Origin of the sequence: Comamonas sp. AG1104 (genome assembly GCF_003350425.1) — a bacterium.
Taxonomy (GTDB): Bacteria; Pseudomonadota; Gammaproteobacteria; order Burkholderiales; family Burkholderiaceae_C; genus Comamonas; species Comamonas testosteroni.
This window is the reverse complement of the sequence record NZ_QQAS01000003.1, coordinates 663,116-687,697: the sequence shown is the minus strand read 5'-3', so window position 1 is coordinate 687,697 and position 24,582 is coordinate 663,116. Positions and strand designations below refer to the sequence as shown.

The following is a 24,582-nucleotide window of genomic DNA, read 5'->3' as shown; positions in this document are numbered from 1 at the left end:
TTCATCACTCACCCCGGAGAACCCATGCTGCACGGATACACCCCTGCCGACCGCTTTCTGCCCTATCTGAGCTGGACCGAGGTTGCGGCCCTGCCGGACAAGGCCAATACCGTGATCGTGCTGCCTGTGGGCGCCATGGAGCAGCATGGTCCGCATCTGCCCTGCTCGGTGGACGCAACGATTGCGGCGGGCGTGGTCGGCGCCGCCATGGCGCAGCTGCCCGCAGCCGTGCCTGCATTCGCCATGGCCCCCATCGTCTATGGCAAGTCGGAAGAGCACCTGCACTTTCCCGGCACGGTCACCTTGAGCGGCGAAACCCTGCTGGCCACGATCAATGAAATCGGCGAGTCGGTGTATCGCGCAGGCTTTCGAAAGCTGCTGTTCGTCAACGGCCACGGCGGCCAGCCACAGGTGCTGGAGATCGCGGCGCGGGAGCTGCGCCTGCGCCATGGCGACTTCATCGTGGTGCCGAGCTTTACCTGGCGCGTGCCCCATGTCGCAGGCCAGTATCTGTCGAACCTGGAGAAAAAGCTGGCCATGCATGCAGGTCATGCCGAGACCGCGCTGATGCTGGCGCTGGCGCCGCAGACGGTGCACATGGAGCGGGCCGTCATCAACTACCCGCCCGTGTTCCCCTCCAGCCTGCTGTCGCCCGACGGCCGTCCCGCCTGCGCCTGGACCGCACGGGACTTCGGACCCAGCGGCGTGATCGGTGATCCGACCCCCGCAACCGCCGAGCAGGGGCAGGAGATCCTGCAATCCCTGGCCCGCAGCTGGGCCGCCGCCATTGCCGAGTTGCACGAGCTGCAATGGGCCAGCCGCGACGAAGCCACCTGGGGCCGGGCCCAGCATCAGGGGCATGTGGAGCCTGCCCTGGCCTGACGCCTTTTCACGCCTTGCCTGTTTCAAACCTTCGGAGATCCGCCATGATGAAGACTGCCAAACTCCTCAAACCCCTGACCTGCGCGGCCATGCTGGCATGCGGTCTGAGCGGCCTCGGCCATGCCGAGGAAAAATTCGTCTACATGACCAACTGGTATGCCCAGGCCGAGCATGGCGGCTTCTATCAGGCCGTGGCCACAGGGCTGTACAAAAAGCACGGCCTGGATGTCAGCATCAAGATGGGCGGCCCCCAGGTCAATATCACGCAGATGATGGCAGCCGGTCAGGCCGACTGTGTCATGGGCTCCAGCGATCTGCAGATGGTGCAGATGCGCGAGGGCGGTGTTCCCGTGACCACGGTGGCTGCGGTGTTCCAGAAAGATCCGCAGGTGCTGATCGCTCACGAGGATGTGAAGCGGTTCGAGGACCTCAAGGGCAAGACCATTCTGATCGCCGCTTCCGCGCAGCGCGGTTACTGGCCCTGGCTCAAGGCCAAATATGGTTTCACCGACTCCCAGACCCGGCCCTATACCTTCAATATCCAGCCGTTCCTGGTGGACAAGAATTCGGCCCAGCAAGGCTATCTGACTTCCGAGCCCTTTGCGATTCAGAAGGCCGGCGTCAAGGCGAACACGCTGATGTTCAGCGATCAGGGCTTCCCGGCCTATGCCACCACCATCTCCTGCATGGACAAGACGGTCAAGGAGCGCAGCAAGGCGGTGCAGGCCTTTGTCACCGCCTCCATGGAGGGCTGGAAGAGCTATCTGGCCGATCCCGCGCCGGCCAATGCCCTGATCAAGAAAGACAACCCCAACATGACCGATGAACAGCTGGCCTACAGCGTGGGCAAGCTCAAGGAAATGAACATGGTCGCCGGCGGAGATGCCGCCAGGCTGGGCATCGGCGTGATGACCGATGCGCGGGTCAAGGCCAGCTATGACTTCCTGGTCAGCGCCAAGCTGATCGATCCGGCCAAGGTCAAGCAGGCCGATGCCTACAACCTGAGCCTGATTCAAAACATCAAGGTCATGCCCTGAGGGCGTGGGCTGACAGCGGCAGCGAAAGGTGACTATGAGCGGCTCTGAAATTCCCGCAGCAGCAATTCCCGCAGTGGAGGTGCTGTCTGCAGAGAAAACCTATCCCGGCGGCACGCAGGCCTTGCTGCCCGTCGATCTGCGCATCGAAGAGGGTGAGTTCGTGACCTTGCTCGGCCCCTCGGGCTGCGGCAAGAGCACCTTGCTCAAGATGGTTGCAGGTCTGCTCGAGCCCAGCGACGGCAGACTGCTGCTTTGGCGCAAGCCGGTGCCGCAGCTGCAGGCCGGCGGCAAGAAGATGGCGTTTGTCTTTCAGCAGCCCACACTCATGCCCTGGTCCAGCGTGCATACCAATGTGCGGCTGCCGCTGGATCTGGCTGGCGTGCCGCGCGCAGAGGCCGATGCGCGCGTCGCGGAGGCACTGCAACTGGTGGGCCTGGCACGCTTTGCCAAGGCCCTGCCGCGCGAGTTGTCCGGAGGCATGCAGATGCGCGTCTCGATTGCCCGCGGCCTGGTGACCGAGCCCGATCTGCTGCTGATGGATGAGCCCTTCGGCGCGCTCGACGAGATCACGCGTCACAAGCTGGACGCGGAGTTGCTGGAGCTTTGGAGCAAGAAGAAGCTGACGGTGATCTTTGTCACCCACTCCATCCACGAGGCCGTCTTTCTGTCCAGCCGGGTGGTGATGATGGCGGCCAGACCGGGACGGGTGGTGGAGGAGTTTCGCATCGATGCTCCCTGTCCGCGGCCTGCCGATTTCATGCTCGGCCCCGAGTTCGCCCGCCATGCGCAGCAGTTGCAATCGAGCCTGCTGCGCGCCAGTGTCATTGTGGAGGAGAGTCTGTCATGAGCGCCTTGCCCGCTTCCATTCCCGATGATGCGGCCAGGGCCGCCGACGGCAGGCCAGCCGCGACCGGCGCGCGTGCGGTGGCTGCCGCCAAGCCCGGCAAGGCGGCCACCCCCTGGCTGCTGCAGCCCAAGGTGCAGCGCGTGCTTTTGCCGGCGCTGGTGGGCCTTGTGCTGCTGCTGGTCTGGCAGGCCCTGGTGACGGGGCTGGAGCTGCCGCCTTATCTGGTGCCTTCGCCGCTGCTGATGCTGCAGACCCTGATGACGGACTGGGCGGCACTCGGCCTGTCCCTGTGGGTCACCGTCAAGATCACCTTGCTGGCCTTTGCCCTGGCCACCGTCGCTGGCGTGCTGATCAGCTTTGTATTCGTGCAGAGCAAGCTGATCGAGACGGCCTTGTTTCCCTATGCCGTGCTGCTGCAGGTGACGCCTATCGTGGCCGTGGCTCCGCTGATCATCATCTGGGTCAAGGACCCGGTGCTGTCCATGGTGATCTGTGCGGCGCTGGTGGCGCTGTTTCCCATCATCAGCAACACCACGCTGGGCCTGCGCAGTGTGGAGCCGGATCTGCTGGCCTACTTCAAGCTCAACCGGGCCACGCGCCTGCAGGTTTTGATGCGCTTGCGCATTCCGAGTGCCTTGCCTTATTTCTTCGGGGGGCTGCGCATTTCCAGCGGCCTGGCACTGATAGGCGCCGTGGTGGCCGAGTTCGTGGCCGGTACCGGCGGGCAGGGGGCAGGTCTTGCCTACCAGATCCTGCAGGCGGGCTTTCAGCTCAACATCCCGCGCATGTTCGCTGCGCTGCTGCTGATTTCGCTGACTGGCGTGGCGCTGTTCGTGCTCATGGCCTGGTGCACACGCCGGGCGCTGGGTGGCTGGCATGCCAGCGAATCCGGTAGCGACTAGCGCTCTAGCCCTTTCTTCATTTCTGCTCCCGTCATGCCCGCAATGTGCGGCATGTGGGCCGACTCATGCCTTGCATTTTTGCGCCACGACCATGAACACCAATCCGATTGCCGAGAACAGCAGCCAGCTGGCCAGCGCCTTGCCTGCGCTGGACTGGATCACCGACTCCCTGAAAGTCTCGCGCCTGTCCCAGGATTTTTCCTGGTTCAGTCCGGTTCTGAAGCAGGCCCTGCAGGGCAAGCGCGGCGACATTGCGGTACGTCCGCGCACCGAGGCCGAGATTGCCCAGGTCGTGGCCCATTGCGCGCGCCGGGGCGTGCCCATCACGCTGCGCGGCAGCGGCACCGGCAACTACGGCCAGAGCACGCCGCTGCACGGCGGCGTGATCCTGGATCTGAGCGGCTACAACAGCCTGTGCTGGGTGCGCGGCAGCGTGGGCCGGGCACAGGCCGGCATACGCCTGGCGGACTTCGACCAGCTGGCGCGCGAGCAGGGGCAGGAGCTGCGCTGGCTGCCGTCCACCTACCGCAGCGCCACCCTGGGCGGTCTGTTTGGCGGTGGTTTCGGCGGCGCCGGCTCCATCACCTACGGGCCGCTCGCCTCTGCGGGCAATGTGCTGGCTGCGCGCGTGATGACGGTGGAGGCCGAGCCGCGCATTCTGGAACTGCGCGGTGCCGACGCCATGCGCCTGCACCATACCTATGGCACGACCGGCATCGTGCTTGAGCTCGAAGTGGCGCTGGCAGATGCCACGAACTGGACGGAATGCATTGCCACGTTCACGGGTTTTGACGAGGCGCTGGGCTTTGCGCAGCAGCTGGGCAATGCGCCTGGCATCCGCAAGAAGGAACTGAGCCTGATGGCGGCTCCGGTACCGGCTTATTTCACCAGTCTGGCCGAGCATCTGCCCCAGGGCTGCCACGCGGTCATTGCGCTGGTGGCGCCCGAAGCCGAGGAGGCCATGCAGCTGTTGCTGGAGCGTCACGGCGGCACCCTCAGCTACTGCGAGCGCGGGCGCTGGTCTGCGCAGCCGGCTGCGGGCTACAAGTCGCTGATCGAGTATTGCTGGAACCATACGACCTTGCATGCGCTGAAGCTGGACCGGGAGCTGACCTATCTGCAGACCGGCTACAACCCCGCAAGGTTTGGCGAGCAGCTCAAGGCCTTGCGCAGCGAGCTCGGTGACGAGGTCCTGTTCCATCTGGAGTTTCTGCGCACCAAGGAGGGACAGTTCAACTGCAGCGGGCTGGAGCTGGTGCGCTTCAGCTCGGCCGAGCGGCTCAACGCGATCATGGACATCTATCGCAAGCATGGCGTGCAGATCAACAATCCTCATGTCTATGTGGTGGAAGACGGCAAGGCCAACAACCAGCTCGATCCCACGCTGCTGCAGACCAAGGCCGATCTCGATCCCTTGAACCTGCTCAATCCCGGCAAGCTGCGCAGCGCAGCGCTGCCGGCCTGTATCCAGACGGACTGAGGCAGTCATGCACTTCAATAGTGCCGGCAGCCCGGTGCGGTCTGCATCTGGTGCATGGGGCACTGCAATGGTGCTCGCTGACGGCCGTTGCTGAGCGCAGGAAGACGCATTCGGGCCGTGCCTGCCCCAAAAGAGGCAGCGGCGCCGATTCCGGCGGCTTCCTGGCCATGCTGCGAGGGACTGGCACGGTAATTGCACTTCAGGTTCTGCGGTCAATGTGACCGAACAAAACCTCCTGGGAGTGCTGAAATGAATCGTCGCGGAACCCTCACAACACTGGCTGCATCCATGGCTCTGGGCCTGGGATTGACTTCTCAGGTGCTGGCTGCAGACACCATCAAGGTGGGTGTGTTGCACAGCCTCTCGGGCACCATGGCCATCTCCGAGACCGTGCTCAAGGACACGGTGCTGATGGCCATCGACGACATCAATGCCAAGGGCGGCGTGATGGGCAAGAAGCTGGAGCCCGTGGTGGTGGACCCGGCCTCCAACTGGCCGCTGTTTGCCGAAAAGGCCAAGCAGCTGATCACCCAGGATAAGGTGGCCGTGGTCTTCGGCTGCTGGACCAGTGTGTCGCGCAAGTCCGTGCTGCCGGTGTTCGAGCAGAACAACGGCCTGCTGTTCTACCCCGTGCAGTACGAGGGCGAGGAACTCTCCAAGAACGTCTTCTACACCGGTGCCGCGCCCAACCAGCAGGCCATTCCCGCTGTCGAGTACCTGATGAGCAAGGAAGGCGGCGGTGCCAAGCGCTTTGTGCTGCTGGGCACGGACTATGTGTACCCGCGCACCACCAACAAGATTTTGCGTGCCTTCCTCAAGTCCAAGGGCGTGAAGGATTCCGACATCATGGAAACCTACACTCCCTTCGGCCACAGCGACTACCAGACCATCGTGGCCGATGTGAAGAAGTTCTCCACGGGCGGCAAGACGGCGGTGATCTCCACCATCAATGGCGACTCCAACGTGCCCTTCTACAAGGAGCTGGGCAATGCCGGCCTCAAGGCCAAGGATGTACCGGTCGTGGCCTTCAGCGTGGGTGAGGAAGAGCTGCGTGGTGTGGACACCAAGCCTCTGGTCGGTCACCTGGCGGCATGGAACTACTTCATGAGCGTGAAGAACCCGACCAACACGGCCTTCATCAAGCAGTGGGGCGATTACGCCAAGGCCAAGAACATCGCCGGCCACAAGGACAAGCCGCTGACCAATGACCCGATGGAAGCCACCTGGGTCGGCATCCACATGTGGAAGCAGGCCGTGGAGAAAGCCAAGAGCACGGATACCGACAAGGTGATCGCCGCCATGGCCGGCCAGACCTTTACCGCACCCAGCGGCTTCACCCTGAAGATGGACGAGAAGAACCACCATCTGCACAAGCCTGTGATGGTTGGCGAGATCAAGGCAGACGGTCAGTTCAGCGTGGTCTGGAAGACCAAGGGTCCGATCAAGGCCCAGCCCTGGAGCCCGTATATCGAAGGCAACGACAAGAAGAAGGACGAGCCCAACGGCAAGAGCTCCTGATTCGCTCCCGCGGACTGGAGAGGTCTGGTGGGCTCTCCAGTCCTGAAGAGATAGCTGCTTGCGCTTTATTGACAAGGGCTGCAGCGCTAGAAACCTGAAATTCCTATGAACATACTGCGCAAGTCATTGAGGCTGGCATTGTCCGCCGGACTGGGCTCGTTGCTGAGCTTTGCCAGTCACGCACTGACAACCGAGCAGGCCTATGCCATGGCTGCGGCAGACGACTCCGAGCAGCGCGTGCTGGCGATCAATCAGGCCGTGCTGGCGCCGGATGCACAGACCGACGGCGGTCGCCTGTCGGCCTATCTCGGCGCGCTCGCCAACGATGAAGTGCGCGTGTCCCAGGGCAAGGTCTATGTGATGAGCGGCGACGCGGTCACCGACCCGGTGACCGGCCAGGCCGCCCAACTCCCGGCGGATGCCGAGGAGGTCGTCAGCAACAATTACCTGCGCTCGGTCATCGACACGGCGCAGGCCGCGCTGGCGTTGGGCAGCAGCGATGTGCAGGCGCGCCGCAAGGCTGCCGAGCAACTGGCCTCCGAGCCTGATGCCGGGCGGCTTCCCCTGATCGAGAAAGCGCTGGCCGCCGAACAGGACGGGCAGGTCAGAGCGCTGCTGGAGCGCAGCCAGGCTGCCAGCCTGCTGGGCAGCGACGAGGTGCAGCAGCGTCTGAAGGCGGTGGAGCAGCTGTCGCGCCAGCAGACGCCGGAGACGCAGCTGCTGTTGAACCAGCGCCTGTCCGAAGAGTCCGATCCCGGCGTGCAAAAAGCCATCAAGGCCGCGCTGGCCGGCATTGCAGAAGGCCTGGCCTGGGGCGACAGGCTGGGGGCTATCTTCAGCGGCATCAGCCTGGGCTCGGTGCTGTTGCTGGCGGCGCTGGGTCTGGCTATCACCTACGGCCTGATGGGCGTCATCAACATGGCACATGGCGAGCTGATCATGATCGGTGCCTATGCGACCTATCTGGTGCAGGTCGCATTCCAGCGATGGCTGCCCGAGGCCTGGTTTGGCTGGTATCTGGTGGTGGCCGTTCCCGTGGCCTTTCTGGCCTCGGCGCTGGTGGGCGCGGTGCTGGAGCGCGGCGTGATCCGTTTTCTCTACGGCCGCCCGCTGGAGACCCTGCTGGCCACCTTTGGCATCAGCCTGGTGCTGCAGCAGACCGTGCGCAGCCTTTTCGGAGCGCAGAACGTGGGTGTGGAAAACCCCGTCTGGATGAGCGGCGGGATCGCGCTGCTGCCCAATCTGACCCTGCCCTGGAACCGCATCGCCATCATCGTCTTTGCGTTCGCCGTGCTGGCGGGCGTGGCCTTCATGATTGCCAGAACGCGGCTGGGCCTGTTCGTGCGCGGCGTGACACAGAACCGCGCCATGGCTTCCTGTGTGGGCGTCAACACGGCACGCACCGACACCTATGCGTTTGCACTGGGCTCCGGTATCGCCGGTCTTGCCGGCTGCGCCCTGAGCCAGATCGGCAATGTGGGTCCGGATCTGGGGCAGAACTACATCGTGGACAGTTTCCTGGTGGTGGTGCTGGGCGGTGTAGGGCAGCTGGCGGGCACCGTCTATGCGGCTCTGGGACTGGGCGTGCTCAGCAAGCTGCTGGAAGGCTGGACCGGAGCCGTGCTGGCCAAGATCGCCGTGCTGCTGTTCATCGTGGTCTTCATTCAAAAGCGTCCGCAAGGCATCTTTGCCTTGAAGGGCCGCAGTGCGGAAACATGAAACACCCCCTGAGTCGCTTCGCGACCTCCCCCGCTCTCGCATTGCTGCGCGCTGCGGGCAGGGGACGACACCCTCGCTGCGGGGCGGCCCTTGCTCGGTGTCTCGTACCTGGGCCGCGCCAGCTGCGCAGGCCATGTGCCTTGCTCGACTTGAGGGAAAACTGACATGACAACCCAATTCATACCCATCGAACTGCCCAAGCCAGCGCCGCTGCTATCCGCCAAGGGCTGGACGGCATTTCTGCTGGCCCTGACCATGGTCTGCGCCGTGGCTCCCGCACTCAATCTGTGGGTGCCCGAGGGCAGTGCGCTGCACCTTTCCGACTACATGCTGGGCCTGCTGGGCAAGTTCATGTGCTATGCCATCTGCGCGCTGGCGATTGATCTGATCTGGGGCTATACCGGCATCCTGAGCCTGGGCCACGGCCTGTTCTTCGCACTGGGCGGCTATGTGATGGGCATGTACCTGATGCGCGAGGCCGCAGGCCCTGATGCGTTGCCCGCCTTCATGGGCTTTCTGGACTGGAAGGAGCTGCCCTGGCACTGGGCGCTGTCGGGCAGCTTTGCCGCCACCGTGTTGCTGGTGTTTCTGGTGCCGGGCCTGATCGGCGGGCTGTTCGGCTACTTCGCCTTTCGCTCGCGCATCAAGGGCGTGTATTTCTCCATCATCACCCAGGCCCTGACCTACGCGGCCATGCTGCTGTTCTTCCGCAACGAGACCGGTTTTGGCGGCAACAACGGCTTCACGGGCTTCAAGACCCTGCTGGGTTTTTCCGTCAACTCGCAAGCCATGCATGTGCTGCTGTTCGCGCTGTCGGGGCTGGCGCTGCTGGGCTGCTTCCTGTTCTCGCGCTGGCTGATGCGCAGCAAGTACGGCCGCGTGCTGCAGGCCGTACGCGATGCCGAATCGCGCACCATGTTCTGCGGCTACAACCCGCTGCCCTACAAGCTGTCGATCTGGGTCATCTCGGCCATGATGTGCGGCCTGGCGGGCGCGCTGTATGTGCCCCAGGTGGGCATCATCAACCCCAGCGAGATGAGCGTGGGAAACTCCATCGAAATGGCGGTGTGGACGGCCGTGGGCGGACGTGCCTCGCTGGTCGGCCCCATCATCGGCGCGTTTGCCGTCAATGGCGGCAAGAGCTGGCTCACCGTGGCCGCACCCGAGTACTGGCTGTACGTACTGGGTGCGCTGTTCATCGTCGTGACGCTGTTCATGCCGGGAGGACTGATCCGGCTGCCGCAGCAGCTTCGCCAGTGGCGTGAGAAGCGCAAGGCGCAGGCCCCGGTGCCGTTGAACCAGACTGCAGTCGCAGCTGCCAAAACCGCTGCCGAGCCGGCTTCTGCCGATGCCATCGAAGGAGTGCGCGCATGACCCCCGATCTGATGCAGGAAGGCGAGCAGCGCCTGGCCTCCTACCAGCAGCGCGAAGCCGCGCTGCGCACCGAATCCGGCGGTCGCAACGCCAGTCTGGCTCGCCCCGTGGTGGCCGGCGAAGTGGATGTGACCCATGGCCGAATTCTCTATCTCGAAGACGTGCATGTGAGCTTCGACGGCTTCAAGGCCATCAACGGTCTGAGTCTCGATATCGCGCCCGGCGAGCTGCGCTGCATCATCGGTCCCAATGGCGCGGGCAAGACCACGATGATGGACATCATCACCGGCAAGACCCGACCCGACAGCGGCACGGTGTTCTTCGGCTCCACCATCGATCTGCTGCGCTACAAGGAGCCCGAGATCGCGGCCATGGGCATTGGCCGCAAGTTCCAGAAGCCCACGGTGTTCGAGCAGCTCAGCGTGTTCGAGAACCTGGAGCTGGCGCTCAAGACCCACAAGGGCATTGCCTCCTCCATGCTGTTCAAGCTCAACGGCGCGCAGAAGGACCGGATTGCCGAGGTGCTGCACACCATTCATCTGGCAGGCAGCGTAACGCGCCAGGCCGGGCTGCTCAGTCACGGACAGAAGCAGTGGCTGGAGATCGGCATGCTGCTGGTGCAGGAGCCCAAGCTGCTGCTGCTCGACGAGCCTGTGGCCGGCATGACCGACGAGGAAACGGTGCGCACGGCCGAGCTGTTTCTGACGCTCAAGGGCAAGCATTCGCTGATGGTGGTGGAGCACGACATGAGCTTTATCGACACCATCAGCGAGAAGGTCACGGTGCTTTGCGATGGCTCGGTACTGGCTGAGGGAACGCTGGCCGAGGTGCAAGCCGACGAGCGCGTGATCGAGGTGTACCTTGGGAGGTAGCCCCCTGAGGCACTTTGCCTGGGCGGCCCCGCGCCTTCCCCCTCTCTCTACGCGCTTCGCGCTAAGGGAGGGGGACGACTGCTTCGGTGCGCGGCGGCGCTTCCTCGCTGTCTCGTTAATTGGGTAGCGCCAGTTTCAAACGTCATGCGCTCCGCAGATAGTCAAATTAGATAGCTGCTTGCGCTTGCTGTGTAAGCGTTAGAGGTCGAAAATGCTTAAAGTTCAGAACCTGCATCAGTACTACGGCGGCTCGCATATCCTGCGGGACGTGAATTTCACGGCCGAGATCGGCAAGGTCACGGTGCTGCTGGGCCGCAACGGCGTGGGCAAGACCACCTTGCTCAAAAGCCTGATGGGGCTGGTTCCCATCAGAAGCGGCGGCATTGAATGGCAGGGCCGCGATATCGCGCGCAGGACGCCCTATGAGCGCGCGCGCAGCGGCATCGGCTATGTGCCCCAGGGGCGCGAAATCTTCTCGCGCCTGTCGGTGGAAGACAATCTGCGCATGGGTCTGTCCTATTGTTCGGCAGGCACCCGGATTCCGGGCGAGCTGTACGAGCTGTTCCCAGTGCTGAGGCAGATGCTGCACCGCCGTGGCGGCGATCTCTCGGGCGGGCAGCAGCAGCAGCTGGCCATTGCGCGCGCACTGGCGCCGCAGCCCAAGATCCTGATCCTGGATGAGCCCACCGAGGGCATACAGCCCAGCATCATCAAGGACATCGGCCGCGTGATCCGCATGCTGGCCAATCGCGGAGACATGGCCATCCTGCTGTGCGAGCAGTACTACGACTTTGCCGAGGAGCTGGCTGACCACTATGTGGTGATGGAGCGCGGCGAGGTGATCGCATCGGGCCCGGGCAGCGAGATGCAGGAGAAGAATGTGCGCTCACTGGTGGCGATTTGAATATCGGGCGGAGAAAAAAAGGTGCCGCAAGCGGCACCTCAAAGCCTCAGGCCATGCCCGCAGGACAACTCATTTCGTCAATACGCTGCGCCGTGCGCGGCCAGCACCGGATTGCCCTGTATGGCAGTGCTGGCGCGGCCGTCCGCGCCCCGGGGGACTTCGCCCACCAGCGTGGTGCGGTAGAGCTGGCGATCGAACTCCAGCGCAAAGATATCCTGTGGAGCCACATGGGCTGTGGAGCGGTTGTCCCAGAAGGCCAGCGAGCCGGGTTCCCACTTGAAGCGCACGGTGAACTCGCTGCTGACGGCGTGCTCCCAGAGCAGCTCCAGCAGCACGCGCGATTCGCGGGTGGAGAGTTCCACGATGGATTTGAGAAAGCCGGGGCTGATGTAGAGCACCTTCTCGCCGGTCTCGGGATGAATCGTGACCAGCGGGTGTTCGCTGATCAGGGTGTTGTCGCGCACCAGATCCAGATATTCCTGCGATGCCGTGGCTCCCTGCGGGGCGCTGAATCGGTGCTCGCCACGCAGGCCCTGCAAGAAGGCCTGCAGCGGTTTGGAGAGCGCTTCGTAGGCAGCGGCCAGATTGGTCCATTGCGTGTCGCCGCCATAGGGAGGAATCGTCACGCCGCGCAGAATCGATGCGGCAGGCGGGTTGTGGGCAGCCGTCACATCGGCATGCCAGCCGGTCCAGGGGCGCTGTTCGGCCTGGCCGCTGTGGCGGTTGGCCTTGCGGTGCTTGGCAATCGAATACAGCTCGGGAAAGCCTTCGACATGGCCGAAGACGGGGTGGCCGGGCGTCAGCTCGCCAAACTGGCGCGAAAAGGCGATCTGCTGCTCGTGGCTGAGGTGCTGGTCGCGAAAGAAGATCACCTTCCAGCGCAGCAATGCCGAGCGGATGGTGTGCACTTCGGCGGCGCTCAAGGCCTGCTTCAGATTGACGCCGCTGATCAGCGCGCCGATATGCGCCGACTGCGGCGTGATGCGGATATGCGGAGTGATGTTGCTTGCGGAGCTCAGGCGTTGGTCCAGATGCTGCAGCGGAGCGTGGGGAAGGGGCATGTTCATGGGATTTTTCCTGATGAGAGCGGGGCTTCAGCGGGCCTGGGCAATACGGGAGGCGCTGGGCTGCAGCAGGCCCAGCTCGGTGAGAAGTGCATGGCTGCGTTCGACCTGGGCATGCAGTGCGCGAGCCGTGTCCTGCGGGCCGAGAAACACGGGCTCCCACTGGTTCAGCGCCACAAACTCCTTCCATTCCCGGGTTTCGGAAACCTTGCGCAGCGCGTTCACCCAGTACGTCTGTTGCGCGGCGCTGGCACCGGGTGCCGTCATCACGCCCTGAAACGAATCGCTGACATAGTCGATGCCCTGCTCCTTCCAGGTGGGCGACTGGGCGAACACGCCGTCAAGCCGCTTGTCGGCGGCAATCGCCAGCACGCGCACGCGGCCCGACTGCAGATAGGGCAGCAGGTTCGGCGTGGTGGCCGAAACCACATCGAGATGGCCGCCTGCCAGCGCCACCATGGATTCGGCGGAGGACTTGTAGGGGACGATGCGCAGCTTCTGGATATTCACACCGCCCTGCTGCAAGGGCTGGGCCACGCCCAGATGGATGTGGTTGCCCAGCGTGGTGGCGATGCCGATGGAGTATTTCTCGGGGTCCTTGCGCAACTGTGCGATCAGGTCCTGGGCATTGCGCAGCGGCGAATCCGCACGCACGACCACCGTGGTGAACTCGCGCAGCAAGGTCACCAGCGGCGTGCCTTTCTGCAGGTGTGCGGGCAGGGCATTCTGCGCCAGGCTGTTTCCGTAGCTGGTGCTCAGCGTCATCAGCGTATGAGCGTCGCCAGGGTGGCGGTGCAAGCTTTCCAGCGCGGCGATCGCATGCGCGCCGGACTTGTTGCTGACCACGAACTGCGGTGCATAGCCATCGCGTGCCAGCAGCTCGGTGAGCTTGCGGGCCGCCTGATCCAGCGCCGCGCCGGCCCCGCTGGGGACAATGAATTCTGTAGCTTTGCTGGGCTTCCAGGCCGAGGCCGCTGCACCGCCGGATTGCGCAGCAGCAGGGCCAGTTGCCAGCGTGCAGCACAGCACCGCCATCGATGTCAGCCATGGGGCCAGAGTGCGATGCAGGCGGGAATGAGTTACGGTACTGGCCGACATGAAAGCTCCTGAAGTCAATCGCCATGCGCTTTGCGGGCTGGCGTGCTGAAGACTGTAGAAGCGCGGCAGCATTGCAACAACGAATGAATTTTCATGAGTTAGTAAGCAAAAGAGCTGAGCTACCCGGGCCTGAGCGGCAGGCCTGCTTGAAGAGGCGAGAAAGACAATGACCTGGCATGCGCAACTGGCGCTGAACTATTCCCTGCAGGCCGGCAAGACCTCGGTGCATTTCACGCACGATGGTCCGCTGCGCATCCTCAAAAGTCTGTATCCCGAGGGGCCGGCCATCTGCCACAACGTGCTGGTGCACCCCCCGGGCGGGTTGGTGGGCGGCGATGTGCTGGACATTGATGTCCATGTCGCAGAAGGTGCGCATGCGCTGGTCACCACGCCCGGTGCCACGCGCTTTTACAAAAGCAACGGCAAGCAGGCCATGCAGCGCACCCGGCTGCGCCTGGACCCCGGAGCAAGGCTGGAGTGGCTGCCGCTGGAGGCGATCGCGTACAACGCCTGCGATGCCGTCAACCACCTGGAGTTTGAGCTTGCCGAGGATGCGCAGCTGCTGACCTGGGATGTGACGGCACTGGGCCTGCCGCTGGCCTCCCAGCCCTATGAGTCCGGCAGGTTCGAGCAGCACATCGAATGGCCGGGCCGGTTCCTGGAGCGCGGCGCGATCAACGCGCAGGATGAGCTGCTGCTCAACGGCGACCTGGGGCTGGCCGGGCATCGCTGCCTGGGCAGTCTGATCTTTGCCAGCGGCTCACCCATTGCGCGTCATCAGCGCGAAGCCTTGCTGGAAGGCACGCAGGAGCTGCTTGCCAAGGCTGCCCCGGCAGTGTTGAGCGGGGTCACTGCGCCCAATGAAAACATGCTGGTTCTGCGCTGTGCATCACCTGTGGTTGAGCCTGTGATGATGCTGTGGAAAACCATGTGGAGTTTCTGGAGAAAAGAGCTTTGGGGTCTGCAGGGGGGAGTGCCGAGAATCTGGTCCATGTGAGCCTGTATTTGGCCGGTCTGCGGCTGCTGCAGCCCGGCATCCCTAACAGCTTTGGCACTGTGGCAGGCCCGGGTTCAAGGCGTCGATCGGCCGGTGCACCGGGCCAGCTCGGACCGGCTCCAGTCCAGCCGCTCGCGCAAGCGCGCACAGGCGGCGCTGCCGGCTTGCGGGTCGCGTTCCATGCAGCGCTCCTCGATCATGGCCAGGCTGGCGCGCGTGTAGCGGTATTGCTCCTGCGAGCAACTGCGTGTGCCGGCCTCGGCGCGTGTTCCGCCTTGCGCGCGCGTGCCGGGCGGCACGGCCGTCCAGCCCCGGTTGTGCCAGGGCGAGAAGGAGGCTGAAGGCGTGATCTCTACGTCGCTCACGCGTCCTTCCAGGCCGGGAAATGTGGACAGCATGGCGGCTGCCACCAGGGCCGGGTCGCTCATGCGTCCCAGGGCGGTATCGCAGTCCATGACATCGGGATTCAGGCGAGGCGGCAACAGCCTCAGCACGCCATAGATGCGGGTGGCATCGGTCTCCAGCTCCTTGACGCTGCGCCCGTTGCTGCCCGGCACCAGGCCCATGCCGACCAGTTGGTACTGCGTGTCGCGCAGGGCGGTATCGGGGCCGGCATGGATCTCGACCGCGCCCGAGGCCCGGCCCGCGAACATGAGCAGCCTGAATGCATCCGTGGAGAACAGCGCCTGCACCTCCAGATGGCAACGGGCCGGGGCGGCGGGGCGCAGCACGCTTGGCAATTCCTTGGTGGCGTCGCCGTGGACCAGCATGGCCGTGCGCGGCAGCATCTCCACGGCTATCCGTGCCTTGCCAAGGTTCACTGTGGCCGCCACGCTGGCGTCAATGGAGCCGGCTGCGGGAAATTGCGCCAGTGCCTTGAAGCCGGGCTGCAGCACGGACAGTCTGTCGTTGCTGACGATGCCGCCTGTGGCGATCTCCAGTCGCCCGTCGGCGAAGCGGTAATGGCTGGGCACTTCGTCGGCTTCGGTGTAGCTGCCGTGCCGGGTGGAGACGCGGTAACGGATCTCGCGCCCGCCCATCTCCATGAAGGGGCGTAGCGTCTCCAGCAGGGCCTGGCGTGTGGCGGCATCGTCCTGGCGCAGCGTGATCTCCACGCGTGTGGAGCCATAGCCCAGCAGCTTGTCAAACGCATGGCGCATGACTGCCTGGTTCGGAAAGGTGATGACAGCCCCCACCATGCCCGCCAGAGCAGCCACGCCGCCCAGCAGCAGCGGCCAGGTAGAGCGCTCGTCGGCTTGAACGCGAGTCACGGCGCTCCAGATGGCTTGCGCGCCATGGCCCAGCCAGCTGGTGGCCACGAAGGCAATGAGCGCTGCAGTCGGCGCCCACACAAGAATCAGCAGTATTTGCAACAGGCCCATATGGGCAGTGATTCTAGGCACAACCCATATATGGCCTGGCGGCAGCCGGCCAGGTGCCGCCCGCCCGGGACTGCCCGTCCGGGGCTGCCCGCCTGGGACGCTACAGCGCCAGAACGATTCTGGATTCCTGCGTCCTGGCGCGCGAGCAGCAGCTCATCATCTTGGTGCAGGCCGCACGCTCGGCACGGGTCAGCACCATGTCGCGATGATCGATATCGCCTTCGAGCACCGGCACCTCGCAGGAGCCGCACAGGCCTTCGCGGCAGTCACACTCGATATCGATATTGGCGCTGCGCAGTGCATCGAGCAGGGTCTCATCGTTGCGCACCTGCAGCGTGATGCCGGATTCGCGCAACTCGACTTCAAAGCCGTGCTCCTTGTCCGGGTCCAGCGCTCCCAGGGTGCTGGAGAAATGCTCCACGCGCAGGCTGTCCTCGGGCCAGTGCTGGCTGGCCTGGGCAAGGCCGTCGAGCATGCGCTGCGGACCGCAGGCATAGATCTGTGCGCCGGGCCTGACCTGGGCCAGCAGCGCCGGGTAGTCGGCTCGCCGGCCTTCTGCGCCCACATAGATCTGCAGACGCTCGCCATGCCGTGCCTGCAATGCAGTAAGCAGCGCCATGCGCTCGCGCTGGCTGCAGCTGTAGTGAATCTCATAGGGAATGCCCAAGGCCTGGGCGCGGGCCGCCATGGCTGCGATCGGTGTGATGCCTATGCCGCCGGCGACGAGAATCAGCTGCTGCGCGCTTTCGTCGAGCTTGAAGTGGTTGCGAGGGCCGCGCATCTGCACCTTCATGCCGGCCTGCAGCGCACCATGCACCCAGGCCGAGCCTCCACGGCTTTGCTCCTCGCGCAGCACGGCGATCTCGTAGGTATCCGCTTGCTGCGGGTCGCCGCATAGCGAGTACTGGCGCGAGATGCCCGTGTCGCCGCAGTGCAGGTCGATATGCGAGCCCGGCGTCCAGCGCGGCAGCCCGCGCCCGTCGGGCGCCTTCAGGCGCACGCGCAGCACGTCCTGGGCAATCAGCTCGGTGCTTTCCACCAGCATGCTGCGGCTGACGCCGCCTTGCGAGGATTCGCCGATGCGCACGGGCTGCTGCTCGGCCAGCACGGCGGGGTTGGCGCGTTCGGGGTTGCGGTTCACATCCCATTGCACCCACAGATGTTCGGGGCCTCGGAACGAGGTGTTGGGCACATAGGTGAAGCGTTGCTCGGCCAGCTGCATATGGGGCAGGCGGCGCGTGAACTCTTCAAGGAAGATCTGCATTTCCATGCGCGCCAGATTCTTGCCCATGCACTGGTGGGAGCCGTAGCCGAAGGTCAGGTGATCGCTGGCATTGTCGCGGTGGATGTCGAACAGGTCGGCATCGACAAAATGCTGCTCGTCGTGGTTGGCCGAAGAGGTGACGATGAGCAGCTTGCTGCCGGCCGGAATGGCCTGGCCGCCGATCACCACATCCTTGGTGGCCAGGCGCCGCCAAGCGGCCACCGAGCCGTTGTGACGCAGGCATTCCTCCACGGCATTGGGGATCAGAGAGGGATCGGCGCAGATCTCCTGCCAGACCTTGGGGTGCTGCAGCAGCAGCTTGACCGCATTGGCCGTGGCGTTGGCCGTGGTCTCGTGCGCGGCGACCAGGCCGGCCATCATCATGGAGTGCAGATAGGAGTCGGTGACGACCTCGGGCAGCTCCTTTTGCTTGCGAATGCCGTATTGCATCCAGCCCTCGGCGTCGGGATCGGCACGCATCTTGTCGAGAATCCGGCCCGCGTGCTGCCAGAAGTTGCCCACGGCATGGGCTACGGCCACCTGCTCCTCGGCCTGGGGCCGTCCCCAGGTGTTGACGGTGTGGGCGATGCTGTACTGGCGCAGCGTGTCCATATCGTCTGCGGGCACGCCCAGAAAATGCATGGCCACGGTGAGCGGTACTTCCCACAACATCTGATCGACGAGATCGGCGCGGCCGTCGTCGATGAAGCGGTCCACATATTCGCGGGCCAGCCGGCGCACCATGGGCTCGTGGTGCTTGAGCTCCTCGGGCGTGAAGGGCTGCATCAGCGCGCGGCGGCGCGGCATGTGGGCGGGCTCGTCCTCGTTGACCAGGGTGCGGTTCAGCGCAAAGCCGTAGCTGGCGAGCACGGCATTGGCTTCATCGCCTGTCGGTGTGATCTTCTCCAGTGCGATCGAGGGGCTGAAGGTCAGGTTGTCGCGGAAGATGGCCTTGATGTCGTCGAAGCGCGTGACCACCCAGTAGCCCAGCTGCGGGCTGTAGAACACCGGCTCCTGCTCGCGCGCCCAGCGCACATATTCGGGCGGGTCCTGCTGGTAGCCGTCGGCAAAGGGATTGAAGCTGGCGGCTCCGTGGCTGATGGGGCAGCCCGTAGGGCCGCTCTGGCCGGTGGGCTTGCCGAACTGGCTGTGATCGATGGGGCAACGGCTGGGGGTGGAAACGGTCATGGCTCGCTCGCAAACGCAAAGAGGCAGGAGATGGCTTGCGCCATCGGACGAGAGCGCAGAGGCGGCCTGCCGCCAGCCTCTGCGGCATGGGTCAGCGGGGCAATCAGTCCAGCGTGATGTTCAGATCCTTGATCAGCTTTTGCCAGCGTGTGCTTTCGCTGTGGATCAGCGCCTGGAACTGCTCGGGCGTGTTGCCCACGGGCTCAACGCCGAAGTCGATGAGCTTTTGCTTGACAGCAGGCTCGTTGATGGCGGCGACCACCTGCTTGTTCAGTGCCGTGACGACATTGGCCGGGGTCTTGGCCGGGGCCACCATGCCGACCAGGGCCGCAGCCTGCACGCCGGGCAGGCCCAGCTCGCCGAAGGTGGGCACATCGGGCAGCTGGGGCAGGCGCGTGGCATTGGCCACGGCCAGGGGGCGCACCTTGCCGCCCTTGATGAAGCCAGCGCCGGCGGCCAGGTCCACCATCATCACGGGAATCTGACCGCCTGCCACATCTGCCAGCGCCGGAGCAGCACCGCGATAGGGCGCATGGGCGAGCTTGAGGCCGGCCTCGGACTTCAGCAACTCCATGGCCAGATGATGGGGGCTGCCCGCACCGGCGGAGCCGTAGTTCACGCCCTCAGCACTGGCCTTGGCGGCAGCAATGAACTCCTTGGCGGTCTTGGCCTTCTCGGCGGGGCCGGCCACCAGAATCATGGGAAAGCGACCCATGAGCGTGACGGGCGTCAGATCCTTGCCGGGGTTGTAGCTCAGGCTCTTGTAGAGCACCGGGTTGAAGATCAGTGTGCCGTTGTCGGCCGACAGCACGGTATAGCCGTCAGCCGGTGCGCGTGCGGTCTCCGATGCGCCGATGGCCGTGTTGCCGCCCGGGCGGTTGTCCACGACGATGGGCTGATGGGCCTGCGCGCCCCAGGCCTGGCCTATGGTGCGGGCCAGGAAGTCCGAGCCGCCGCCGGCGGCGTAGGGCACGATCCAGCGCACGCTCTTGCTGGGGTACTTGTCCTGGGCCATGACGGCGCCGGGGGCTGCGGCCAGCCAGAGCATGCTGGTGGCCAGAACCGAGGCGGTGAAGAGGCGTTTTTTCATTGAGGGTGTCTCCTGGGCTGTGGTGTTGTTTGCCTGCGGGTTAACCAAGCTTCACTCCGCCTGCGGTTCCGCTTTAATACGGAGATTTTGCGTAATTTTTATACGCATTGCGTAAATTGAGTCTGAGGGATTTCCATGACCTGAGTCATGAATTTGAATCAGAATGCCGATCCAAGCCCTGCCATCAATCGCTACAGACATGAAAAAAGACCAGAAGACTGCGGACGCCGTGCTGCCGACCACCGCTGCGCAAGCGCCGCGCGCCACAAAGCTGCGCCAGCCTGGTGCCGTCGCAGAAGCTGCGGACGGGCGCGAGCGTCGTCAGCGAGTGCAGGCCGCCGAGACCTGTCTGGCCGTGCTCAAGGCCCTGGCAGGACTGGGCGGGCGTGCCAGCCTCACGGCCATCGGTGCTGCTGTCGATGAAAGTCCGGCCAAGGTACATCGCTATCTGGCCAGCCTCATGGCCGAAGGTCTGGTGGAGCAGGATCGTGGCGGCACCCAGTACGCGCTCGGACGCGAGGCCATCCATATCGGCCTGGCTGCGATGCGCCAGAACGACCCGGTGCGCATGTCCGAGCCCGCCTTGCAGCATCTGCGCGAGTCCTTGCAGGTCACGAGTTTTGTCGCAGTCATGGGCAATATGGGGCCCACCATCGTGCGTTTCGAGGAGCCCAGCCTGCCCATCACCGTCAATGTGCGCGTGGGCTCGGTCATGTCCATGCTGTGGTCGGCCACGGGGCGGGCATTTTTTGCCTTCATGGAGCCGCAGCCCGAGGTCGAGGCGCTGCTGGCGCGCGAGCTGGAGGCCGCCAGCCCCGAGCATCGCCGTCTGCTGCATGCCAGCAAGCCTCTGGAGCAGCTGCGCAGCGAGATTCGCGCGGCCGGCTGTGCGGCGATCCGGGATTTGAATCTGCCCGGAATCAGCGCCGTGGCTGCGCCCTTGCTCGACTACAACGGCCATGTGGTGGCCGTGCTCTGCGCGCTGGGTGCCAGCGGTGGCTTTGACCCCGATCCGCAGGGCCGCATTGCCCGGGCTGTATGCCAAGAGGCGCGCAGTATCAGCGCTTCGCTGGGCTACCGAGTCTAGGTCTGTGATCAGGCCCCGGTCAGCGCAGCCGGGGCTCCGAGGCGCTGGGACAGCGCACGCGCCTGGGCCTGCAGCTTGCGGGCCGGCAGACCGGCGGGGTCCAGCGTCAGCGTGACCGAAGGGCCGATGGCGGCAATCGCCAGCACCAATTGGCCGAAGCCGTCGAACACCGGCACCGCCAGCGCGCTTACGCCTGAGAGCAACTGGTTTTCGACCACGCTCAGGTGGTTGCTGCGAATGGAGTCCAGTTCCTTGGCAAACGCAGGCTCGTCCAGGCTGTGGCCTTCGGCCTGCAGCAGCGGTGCGATGCGGGCCGGCTCGCCAAAGGCCGCAAAAATCTTGCCCGTGGCGGTATGGCGCAAGGAGGCCGGGGTGCCGTGGCGCATGGCCACATAGACATGGGTCGGGCCTTCCTCGACGCGGATGATGGTCGGCCCCTGGCCGCTCCACATGGATACCGATACGGTGTAGCCCACCTCTTGCGCCAGAGCGGGCAGCTCGGCAATCGCCATGCGCACGGGATCTGCCTGCTGCAGGCTGATGAGACCCATCTGGATGGCCAGCGGCCCCAGGCCGTAATGGCCGCTGACGCGATCTTGCTCCATCAGGCCCAGTTTGCAAAAGCTCACCAGATAGGGGTGGGCCTTGGCTGCCGTCATCTCCGCCTCGCGTGCCAGATCCTTGAGCGCCATGCGCCGGCCCGTGCGCGCCAGCACCTTGAGCAACTGGCCGCCGACTTCCACGCTCTGTATGCCGCGCGGTGCGCGCGTGGGTTCGTCGTCACTGGATTCAAGCATCAAACGGGCGTCGGTCAAAGAAGAGTTGGCATGAGGCATGACGGCATTGTGACGGCGGAAAAGCGGCTGGAAGCCCTGCAGGGTTTTTCACTATGACAAATCGATTGTGCAATGTTGAATTTATATCTAGCATTCAGAAATTCGATAAAGCTGAATGCATTTGTTTAAAACAAAGAGATTGCAACGATGAGCACCAAGACCTTTGCCTCCGCCGCCGACCTTGAAGTCAAGAAGGTGAGCTTCGACAAGCTCTCCGAACATGCCTATGCCTACACGGCCGAGGGCGACCCCAACACCGGCATCATCATTGGCGACGACGCCGTGATGGTCATCGACACCCAGGCCACGCCCGTCATGGCCGAGGACGTGATCCGCCGCATTCGCGAGGTCACGGACAAGCCCATCAAATACGTCACGCTGTCGCATTACCACGCGGTGCGCGTGCTGGGTGCCTCGGCCTATGGCGCCGAGCACATCATTGCCAGCCAGGACACCTACGACCTCATCGTCGAGCGCGGCGAGCAGGACAAGGCCAGCGAGATCGGCCGCTTTCCGCGCCTGTTCCAGAACGTCGAGAGCGTGCCCGAGGGCATGACCTGGCCGACCATGACCTTCACCGGCAAGATGACGCTGTGGCTGGGCAAGCTCGAGGTGCAGATCCTGCAGCTGGGCCGGGGCCACACCAAGGGCGATACCGTGGTCTGGCTGCCACAGGAGAAGGTGCTGTTCAGCGGCGATCTGGTCGAGTTCGATGCCACGCCCTATGCCGGCGATGCCTACTTCCAGGACTGGCCGCAGACGCTGGATGCGATTGCCGCCCTCAAGCCCGAAAAGCTGGTGCCTGGCCGCGGTGCGGCACTGCAGAACGCGGCCGAAGTGCAGGCCGGCCTGGCAGGCACGCGCAACTTCATCAGAGACCTGTGGGCCGAGGTCAAGGCCGGTGCGGATGCCAGGAAGGACCTGCGCAAGGTCTACGAGGCAGCCTTTGCCAAGCTGCAGCCCAAATACGGCCATTGGGTGATCTTCAACCACTGCATGCCCTTTGACGTGACACGCGCCTACGACGAGGCATCGGGCCACGCCGACCCGCGCATCTGGACCGCCGAGCGCGACCGCGAGATGTGGCTGGCGCTGGAAGGCTAGTCGCCTCCTGGGCCGCCCGGCTGGCAGTCTTCTGCGCTTGGCGCGGCGGTCAACGACAAAGCTATCTAAAACAGGAGCTACTTGCGCTTGATTTGCAATGAATTCAAATTGAAAAGATATTGAATTCATTGCTTTACAAGCGGTAGCAGCTATCAAAAAGACAGAGTTTGAATCCGGTCGCCAAGAGCCGGAGGGGCGTTTATTGCCCCAAGAAACAGATCCACGCTTTTCAGGGTTTGCGCACCGATGAACGCCATGTCCACCACCGCCATTTCTCTTGACGCACTGCGCGGCAGCGCCGCCGACATTCAGTCCATCCAGATTCCCTATCGACGTCACGCGGACCAGGATGCCGATGCGCCAGCTCGCCACCCCGTGGTCGTCGTCGGCGCCGGGCCCGTGGGCCTGTCTCTGGCCATCGATCTGGCGCAGCGCGGCCAGCCGGTGGTGGTGCTCGATAACGACTGCAAGCTGTCCACAGGCTCGCGCGCCATCTGCTTTTCCAAGCGCACGCTGGAGATCTGGGACCGCCTGGGCGTGGGCCAGCCCATGGTGGACAAGGGCGTGTCCTGGAATCTGGGCAAGGTGTTTGCCAGGGATCAGTCGCTCTACCAGTTCGACCTGCTGCCCGAGGCCGGCCACGAGCGCCCGGCCTTCATCAATCTGCAGCAGTACTACGCCGAAGCCTATCTGGTCGAGCGCGCCCTGCAGCTGCCGCTGATCGACCTGCGCTGGCACAACAAGGTCACGGCGCTGGCGCCACGCGACGATGGGGCGGAGCTGACAGTGGAAACGCCCGAGGGCGAGTACCGGATCGATGCCCAGTGGGTGCTGGCCTGCGACGGATCGCGCTCTCCCTTGCGCGGCCTGATGGGCCAGGAAAGCCATGGCCGCATCTTCCGCGACCGGTTTCTGATTGCCGATGTGAAGATGCATGCGGATTTCCCGACCGAGCGCTGGTTCTGGTTCGATCCGCCGTTTCATCCAGGCCAGAGCGTGCTGCTGCACCGCCAGCCCGACGATGTCTGGCGCATCGACTTCCAGCTGGGCTGGGAGGCCGATCCCGAGGAGGAGAAAAAGCCCGAGAACATCCTGCCGCGCATCCGCGCCTTGCTGGGCAAGGACGCGAACTTCGAGCTTGAATGGGCCAGCGTCTACACTTTTGCCTGCCTGCGCATGGACCGTTTTGTCCACGGCCGCGTGGTCTTCGCGGGCGACAGCGCGCACGGCGTCTCGCCCTTTGGCGCGCGCGGCGCCAACAGCGGTGTGCAGGATGCCGAGAACCTGGCCTGGAAGCTCGACCGCGTGCTGCGCGGCCAGGCTGACTCTGGGCTGATCGCGACCTACGGCGCCGAGCGCGAATACGCGGCCGACGAGAACATCCGCAACTCCACGCGCGCCACCGACTTCATCACGCCCAAGAGCGAGATCAGCCGCCTGTTTCGCGATGCGGCGCTGGAGCTGGCGCGCGAGCACGAGTTTGCGCGTCGCATCGTCAACAGCGGGCGTCTGTCGGTGCCGGCCACGCTGCAGCATTCGCCGCTCAACACGCCGGATAGCGAGGTCTTCGCAGGCTCGCAACTGCCCGGTGCCGTGCTCAGCGACGCGCCCATGCGCCGCCCCGGCGACAGCCAGACCACATGGCTGCTGCGGGCCCTGGGCCCGGACTTCACGCTGCTGCATTTCGGCTCCACGCCGGCCTGGGCACGCGAGCTTGACGGTGTGCTCAATCTATCCATAGCCGCCGAGGGCGATGCCGGGGCCGCGCAAGCCGATCTGCTGGATGTGCAGGGTCTGGCCGCGCAGCGCCTGGATGCGCGCCCCGGCACCTGCTATCTGCTGCGCCCCGACCAGCATGTCTGCGCGCGCTGGCGCCGTCCCGACGAGGCTGGCGTGCGTGCTGCGTTGCAAAGAGCCTCCCCCTGAGTCGCTTCGCG

Annotated in this window: 20 protein-coding genes; 14 read left to right on the top strand and 6 right to left on the bottom strand. The window is 64.5% G+C overall.

Annotation, left to right across the window (positions count from 1 at the left end; all coding sequences use genetic code 11):
• Positions 1-24 precede the first annotated feature (24 nt).
• The 10 genes from DFO48_RS11650 (at position 25) to urtE (ending at position 11,535) form a co-directional block, all read left to right on the top strand.
• Positions 25-882 (top strand): creatininase family protein, encoded by an 858-nt coding sequence (locus DFO48_RS11650; protein ID WP_003060635.1) that lies wholly within the window; start codon positions 25-27, stop codon positions 880-882.
• 44 nt (positions 883-926) lie between these two features.
• A complete protein-coding gene (locus tag DFO48_RS11645; RefSeq protein WP_003080992.1) occupies positions 927-1,919 on the top strand; it encodes an ABC transporter substrate-binding protein in 993 nt (330 codons plus the stop codon).
• Between the two features lie 34 nt (positions 1,920-1,953).
• Positions 1,954-2,766 (top strand): ABC transporter ATP-binding protein, encoded by an 813-nt coding sequence (locus tag DFO48_RS11640; protein WP_114863468.1) that lies wholly within the window; start codon positions 1,954-1,956, stop codon positions 2,764-2,766.
• On the top strand, positions 2,763-3,668 hold the full coding sequence (locus tag DFO48_RS11635; protein WP_114863467.1) for an ABC transporter permease: 906 nt from the start codon (positions 2,763-2,765) through the stop codon (positions 3,666-3,668). Before DFO48_RS11640 ends, DFO48_RS11635 begins: the two co-directional genes overlap by 4 nt.
• Positions 3,669-3,759: 91 nt before the next feature.
• Positions 3,760-5,148: an FAD-binding oxidoreductase gene (locus DFO48_RS11630; protein ID WP_114863466.1), complete on the top strand. Its 1,389-nt coding sequence runs from the start codon at positions 3,760-3,762 to the stop codon at positions 5,146-5,148.
• A gap of 249 nt (positions 5,149-5,397) precedes the next feature.
• Positions 5,398-6,666 carry an urea ABC transporter substrate-binding protein gene (gene urtA / locus DFO48_RS11625; protein WP_003060644.1) on the top strand — a complete coding sequence of 423 codons (1,269 nt, stop codon included), beginning with the start codon at positions 5,398-5,400 and terminating at the stop codon, positions 6,664-6,666.
• Positions 6,667-6,771: 105 nt separating this feature from the next.
• A complete protein-coding gene (urtB, locus tag DFO48_RS11620) occupies positions 6,772-8,385 on the top strand; it encodes an urea ABC transporter permease subunit UrtB (protein WP_114863465.1) in 1,614 nt (537 codons plus the stop codon).
• A gap of 165 nt (positions 8,386-8,550) precedes the next feature.
• Positions 8,551-9,759, top strand: coding sequence for an urea ABC transporter permease subunit UrtC (gene urtC / locus DFO48_RS11615; protein WP_114863464.1), 1,209 nt, complete (start codon positions 8,551-8,553; stop codon positions 9,757-9,759).
• Positions 9,756-10,631 carry an urea ABC transporter ATP-binding protein UrtD gene (urtD, locus tag DFO48_RS11610; RefSeq protein ID WP_003081012.1) on the top strand — a complete coding sequence of 292 codons (876 nt, stop codon included), beginning with the start codon at positions 9,756-9,758 and terminating at the stop codon, positions 10,629-10,631. The genes urtC and urtD overlap by 4 nt, the downstream gene beginning before the upstream one ends.
• 211 nt (positions 10,632-10,842) lie before the next feature.
• The gene (gene urtE, locus DFO48_RS11605) at positions 10,843-11,535 is read left to right on the top strand and encodes an urea ABC transporter ATP-binding subunit UrtE (RefSeq protein ID WP_003081014.1); all 693 of its coding nucleotides are present in this window, start codon (positions 10,843-10,845) and stop codon (positions 11,533-11,535) included.
• A 77-nt stretch (positions 11,536-11,612) separates the two neighbouring features.
• Here the strand turns inward: urtE and DFO48_RS11600 are convergent, their stop codons facing one another.
• Both DFO48_RS11600 and DFO48_RS11595 read right to left on the bottom strand, forming a co-directional pair.
• The gene (locus tag DFO48_RS11600) at positions 11,613-12,602 is read right to left on the bottom strand and encodes a TauD/TfdA family dioxygenase (protein ID WP_114863463.1); all 990 of its coding nucleotides are present in this window, start codon (positions 12,600-12,602) and stop codon (positions 11,613-11,615) included.
• 27 nt (positions 12,603-12,629) lie between these two features.
• Entirely contained in the window at positions 12,630-13,697 is a 1,068-nt protein-coding gene (locus tag DFO48_RS11595; RefSeq protein WP_233506376.1) for a tripartite tricarboxylate transporter substrate binding protein, read from the bottom strand.
• Between the two features lie 166 nt (positions 13,698-13,863).
• Between DFO48_RS11595 and DFO48_RS11590 the strand changes: the two genes are divergently transcribed.
• The gene (locus DFO48_RS11590; RefSeq protein WP_003081024.1) at positions 13,864-14,694 is read left to right on the top strand and encodes an urease accessory protein UreD; all 831 of its coding nucleotides are present in this window, start codon (positions 13,864-13,866) and stop codon (positions 14,692-14,694) included.
• 74 nt (positions 14,695-14,768) lie between these two features.
• Here DFO48_RS11590 and DFO48_RS11585 read toward each other — a convergent pair whose 3' ends face one another.
• From DFO48_RS11585 to DFO48_RS11575, 3 genes are all read right to left on the bottom strand, one after another.
• The gene (locus DFO48_RS11585) at positions 14,769-16,076 is read right to left on the bottom strand and encodes a hypothetical protein (protein WP_114863462.1); all 1,308 of its coding nucleotides are present in this window, start codon (positions 16,074-16,076) and stop codon (positions 14,769-14,771) included.
• Between the two features lie 100 nt (positions 16,077-16,176).
• Complete coding sequence (locus tag DFO48_RS11580) at positions 16,177-18,528, bottom strand: cytochrome P450/oxidoreductase (protein WP_114863461.1); 2,352 nt, start codon at positions 18,526-18,528, stop codon at positions 16,177-16,179.
• A 103-nt stretch (positions 18,529-18,631) separates the two neighbouring features.
• Positions 18,632-19,618: a tripartite tricarboxylate transporter substrate binding protein gene (locus DFO48_RS11575; protein WP_114863460.1), complete on the bottom strand. Its 987-nt coding sequence runs from the start codon at positions 19,616-19,618 to the stop codon at positions 18,632-18,634.
• A 199-nt stretch (positions 19,619-19,817) separates the two neighbouring features.
• Here DFO48_RS11575 and DFO48_RS11570 point away from each other — a divergent pair, with 199 nt between their 5' ends.
• Positions 19,818-20,705, top strand: a complete 888-nt coding sequence (locus tag DFO48_RS11570) for an IclR family transcriptional regulator (protein ID WP_114863459.1) — start codon at positions 19,818-19,820, stop codon at positions 20,703-20,705.
• Between the two features lie 8 nt (positions 20,706-20,713).
• Here the strand turns inward: DFO48_RS11570 and DFO48_RS11565 are convergent, their stop codons facing one another.
• Entirely contained in the window at positions 20,714-21,541 is an 828-nt protein-coding gene (locus tag DFO48_RS11565) for an IclR family transcriptional regulator (RefSeq protein WP_003081039.1), read from the bottom strand.
• A 147-nt stretch (positions 21,542-21,688) separates the two neighbouring features.
• Between DFO48_RS11565 and DFO48_RS11560 the strand changes: the two genes are divergently transcribed.
• Both DFO48_RS11560 and DFO48_RS11555 read left to right on the top strand, forming a co-directional pair.
• On the top strand, positions 21,689-22,645 hold the full coding sequence (locus DFO48_RS11560; RefSeq protein WP_114863458.1) for an MBL fold metallo-hydrolase: 957 nt from the start codon (positions 21,689-21,691) through the stop codon (positions 22,643-22,645).
• A 255-nt stretch (positions 22,646-22,900) separates the two neighbouring features.
• Positions 22,901-24,571, top strand: coding sequence for an FAD-dependent oxidoreductase (locus DFO48_RS11555; protein WP_114863527.1), 1,671 nt, complete (start codon positions 22,901-22,903; stop codon positions 24,569-24,571).
• Positions 24,572-24,582 lie beyond the last annotated feature (11 nt).

Bases quoted from the DNA above. Each gene is read 5' to 3' on its own strand.
- DFO48_RS11650 (WP_003060635.1), top strand. From the start codon at position 25: ATGCTGCACGGATACACCCCTGCCGACCGCTTTCTGCCCTATCTGAGC.
- DFO48_RS11645 (WP_003080992.1), top strand. From the start codon at position 927: ATGATGAAGACTGCCAAACTCCTCAAACCCCTGACCTGCGCGGCCATG.
- DFO48_RS11640 (WP_114863468.1), top strand. From the start codon at position 1,954: ATGAGCGGCTCTGAAATTCCCGCAGCAGCAATTCCCGCAGTGGAGGTG.
- DFO48_RS11635 (WP_114863467.1), top strand. From the start codon at position 2,763: ATGAGCGCCTTGCCCGCTTCCATTCCCGATGATGCGGCCAGGGCCGCC.
- DFO48_RS11630 (WP_114863466.1), top strand. From the start codon at position 3,760: ATGAACACCAATCCGATTGCCGAGAACAGCAGCCAGCTGGCCAGCGCC.
- urtA (WP_003060644.1), top strand. From the start codon at position 5,398: ATGAATCGTCGCGGAACCCTCACAACACTGGCTGCATCCATGGCTCTG.
- urtB (WP_114863465.1), top strand. From the start codon at position 6,772: ATGAACATACTGCGCAAGTCATTGAGGCTGGCATTGTCCGCCGGACTG.
- urtC (WP_114863464.1), top strand. From the start codon at position 8,551: ATGACAACCCAATTCATACCCATCGAACTGCCCAAGCCAGCGCCGCTG.
- urtD (WP_003081012.1), top strand. From the start codon at position 9,756: ATGACCCCCGATCTGATGCAGGAAGGCGAGCAGCGCCTGGCCTCCTAC.
- urtE (WP_003081014.1), top strand. From the start codon at position 10,843: ATGCTTAAAGTTCAGAACCTGCATCAGTACTACGGCGGCTCGCATATC.
- DFO48_RS11600 (WP_114863463.1), bottom strand. From the start codon at position 12,602: ATGAACATGCCCCTTCCCCACGCTCCGCTGCAGCATCTGGACCAACGC.
- DFO48_RS11595 (WP_233506376.1), bottom strand. From the start codon at position 13,697: ATGTCGGCCAGTACCGTAACTCATTCCCGCCTGCATCGCACTCTGGCC.
- DFO48_RS11590 (WP_003081024.1), top strand. From the start codon at position 13,864: ATGACCTGGCATGCGCAACTGGCGCTGAACTATTCCCTGCAGGCCGGC.
- DFO48_RS11585 (WP_114863462.1), bottom strand. From the start codon at position 16,076: ATGGGCCTGTTGCAAATACTGCTGATTCTTGTGTGGGCGCCGACTGCA.
- DFO48_RS11580 (WP_114863461.1), bottom strand. From the start codon at position 18,528: ATGACCGTTTCCACCCCCAGCCGTTGCCCCATCGATCACAGCCAGTTC.
- DFO48_RS11575 (WP_114863460.1), bottom strand. From the start codon at position 19,618: ATGAAAAAACGCCTCTTCACCGCCTCGGTTCTGGCCACCAGCATGCTC.
- DFO48_RS11570 (WP_114863459.1), top strand. From the start codon at position 19,818: ATGAAAAAAGACCAGAAGACTGCGGACGCCGTGCTGCCGACCACCGCT.
- DFO48_RS11565 (WP_003081039.1), bottom strand. From the start codon at position 21,541: ATGCCTCATGCCAACTCTTCTTTGACCGACGCCCGTTTGATGCTTGAA.
- DFO48_RS11560 (WP_114863458.1), top strand. From the start codon at position 21,689: ATGAGCACCAAGACCTTTGCCTCCGCCGCCGACCTTGAAGTCAAGAAG.
- DFO48_RS11555 (WP_114863527.1), top strand. From the start codon at position 22,901: ATGTCCACCACCGCCATTTCTCTTGACGCACTGCGCGGCAGCGCCGCC.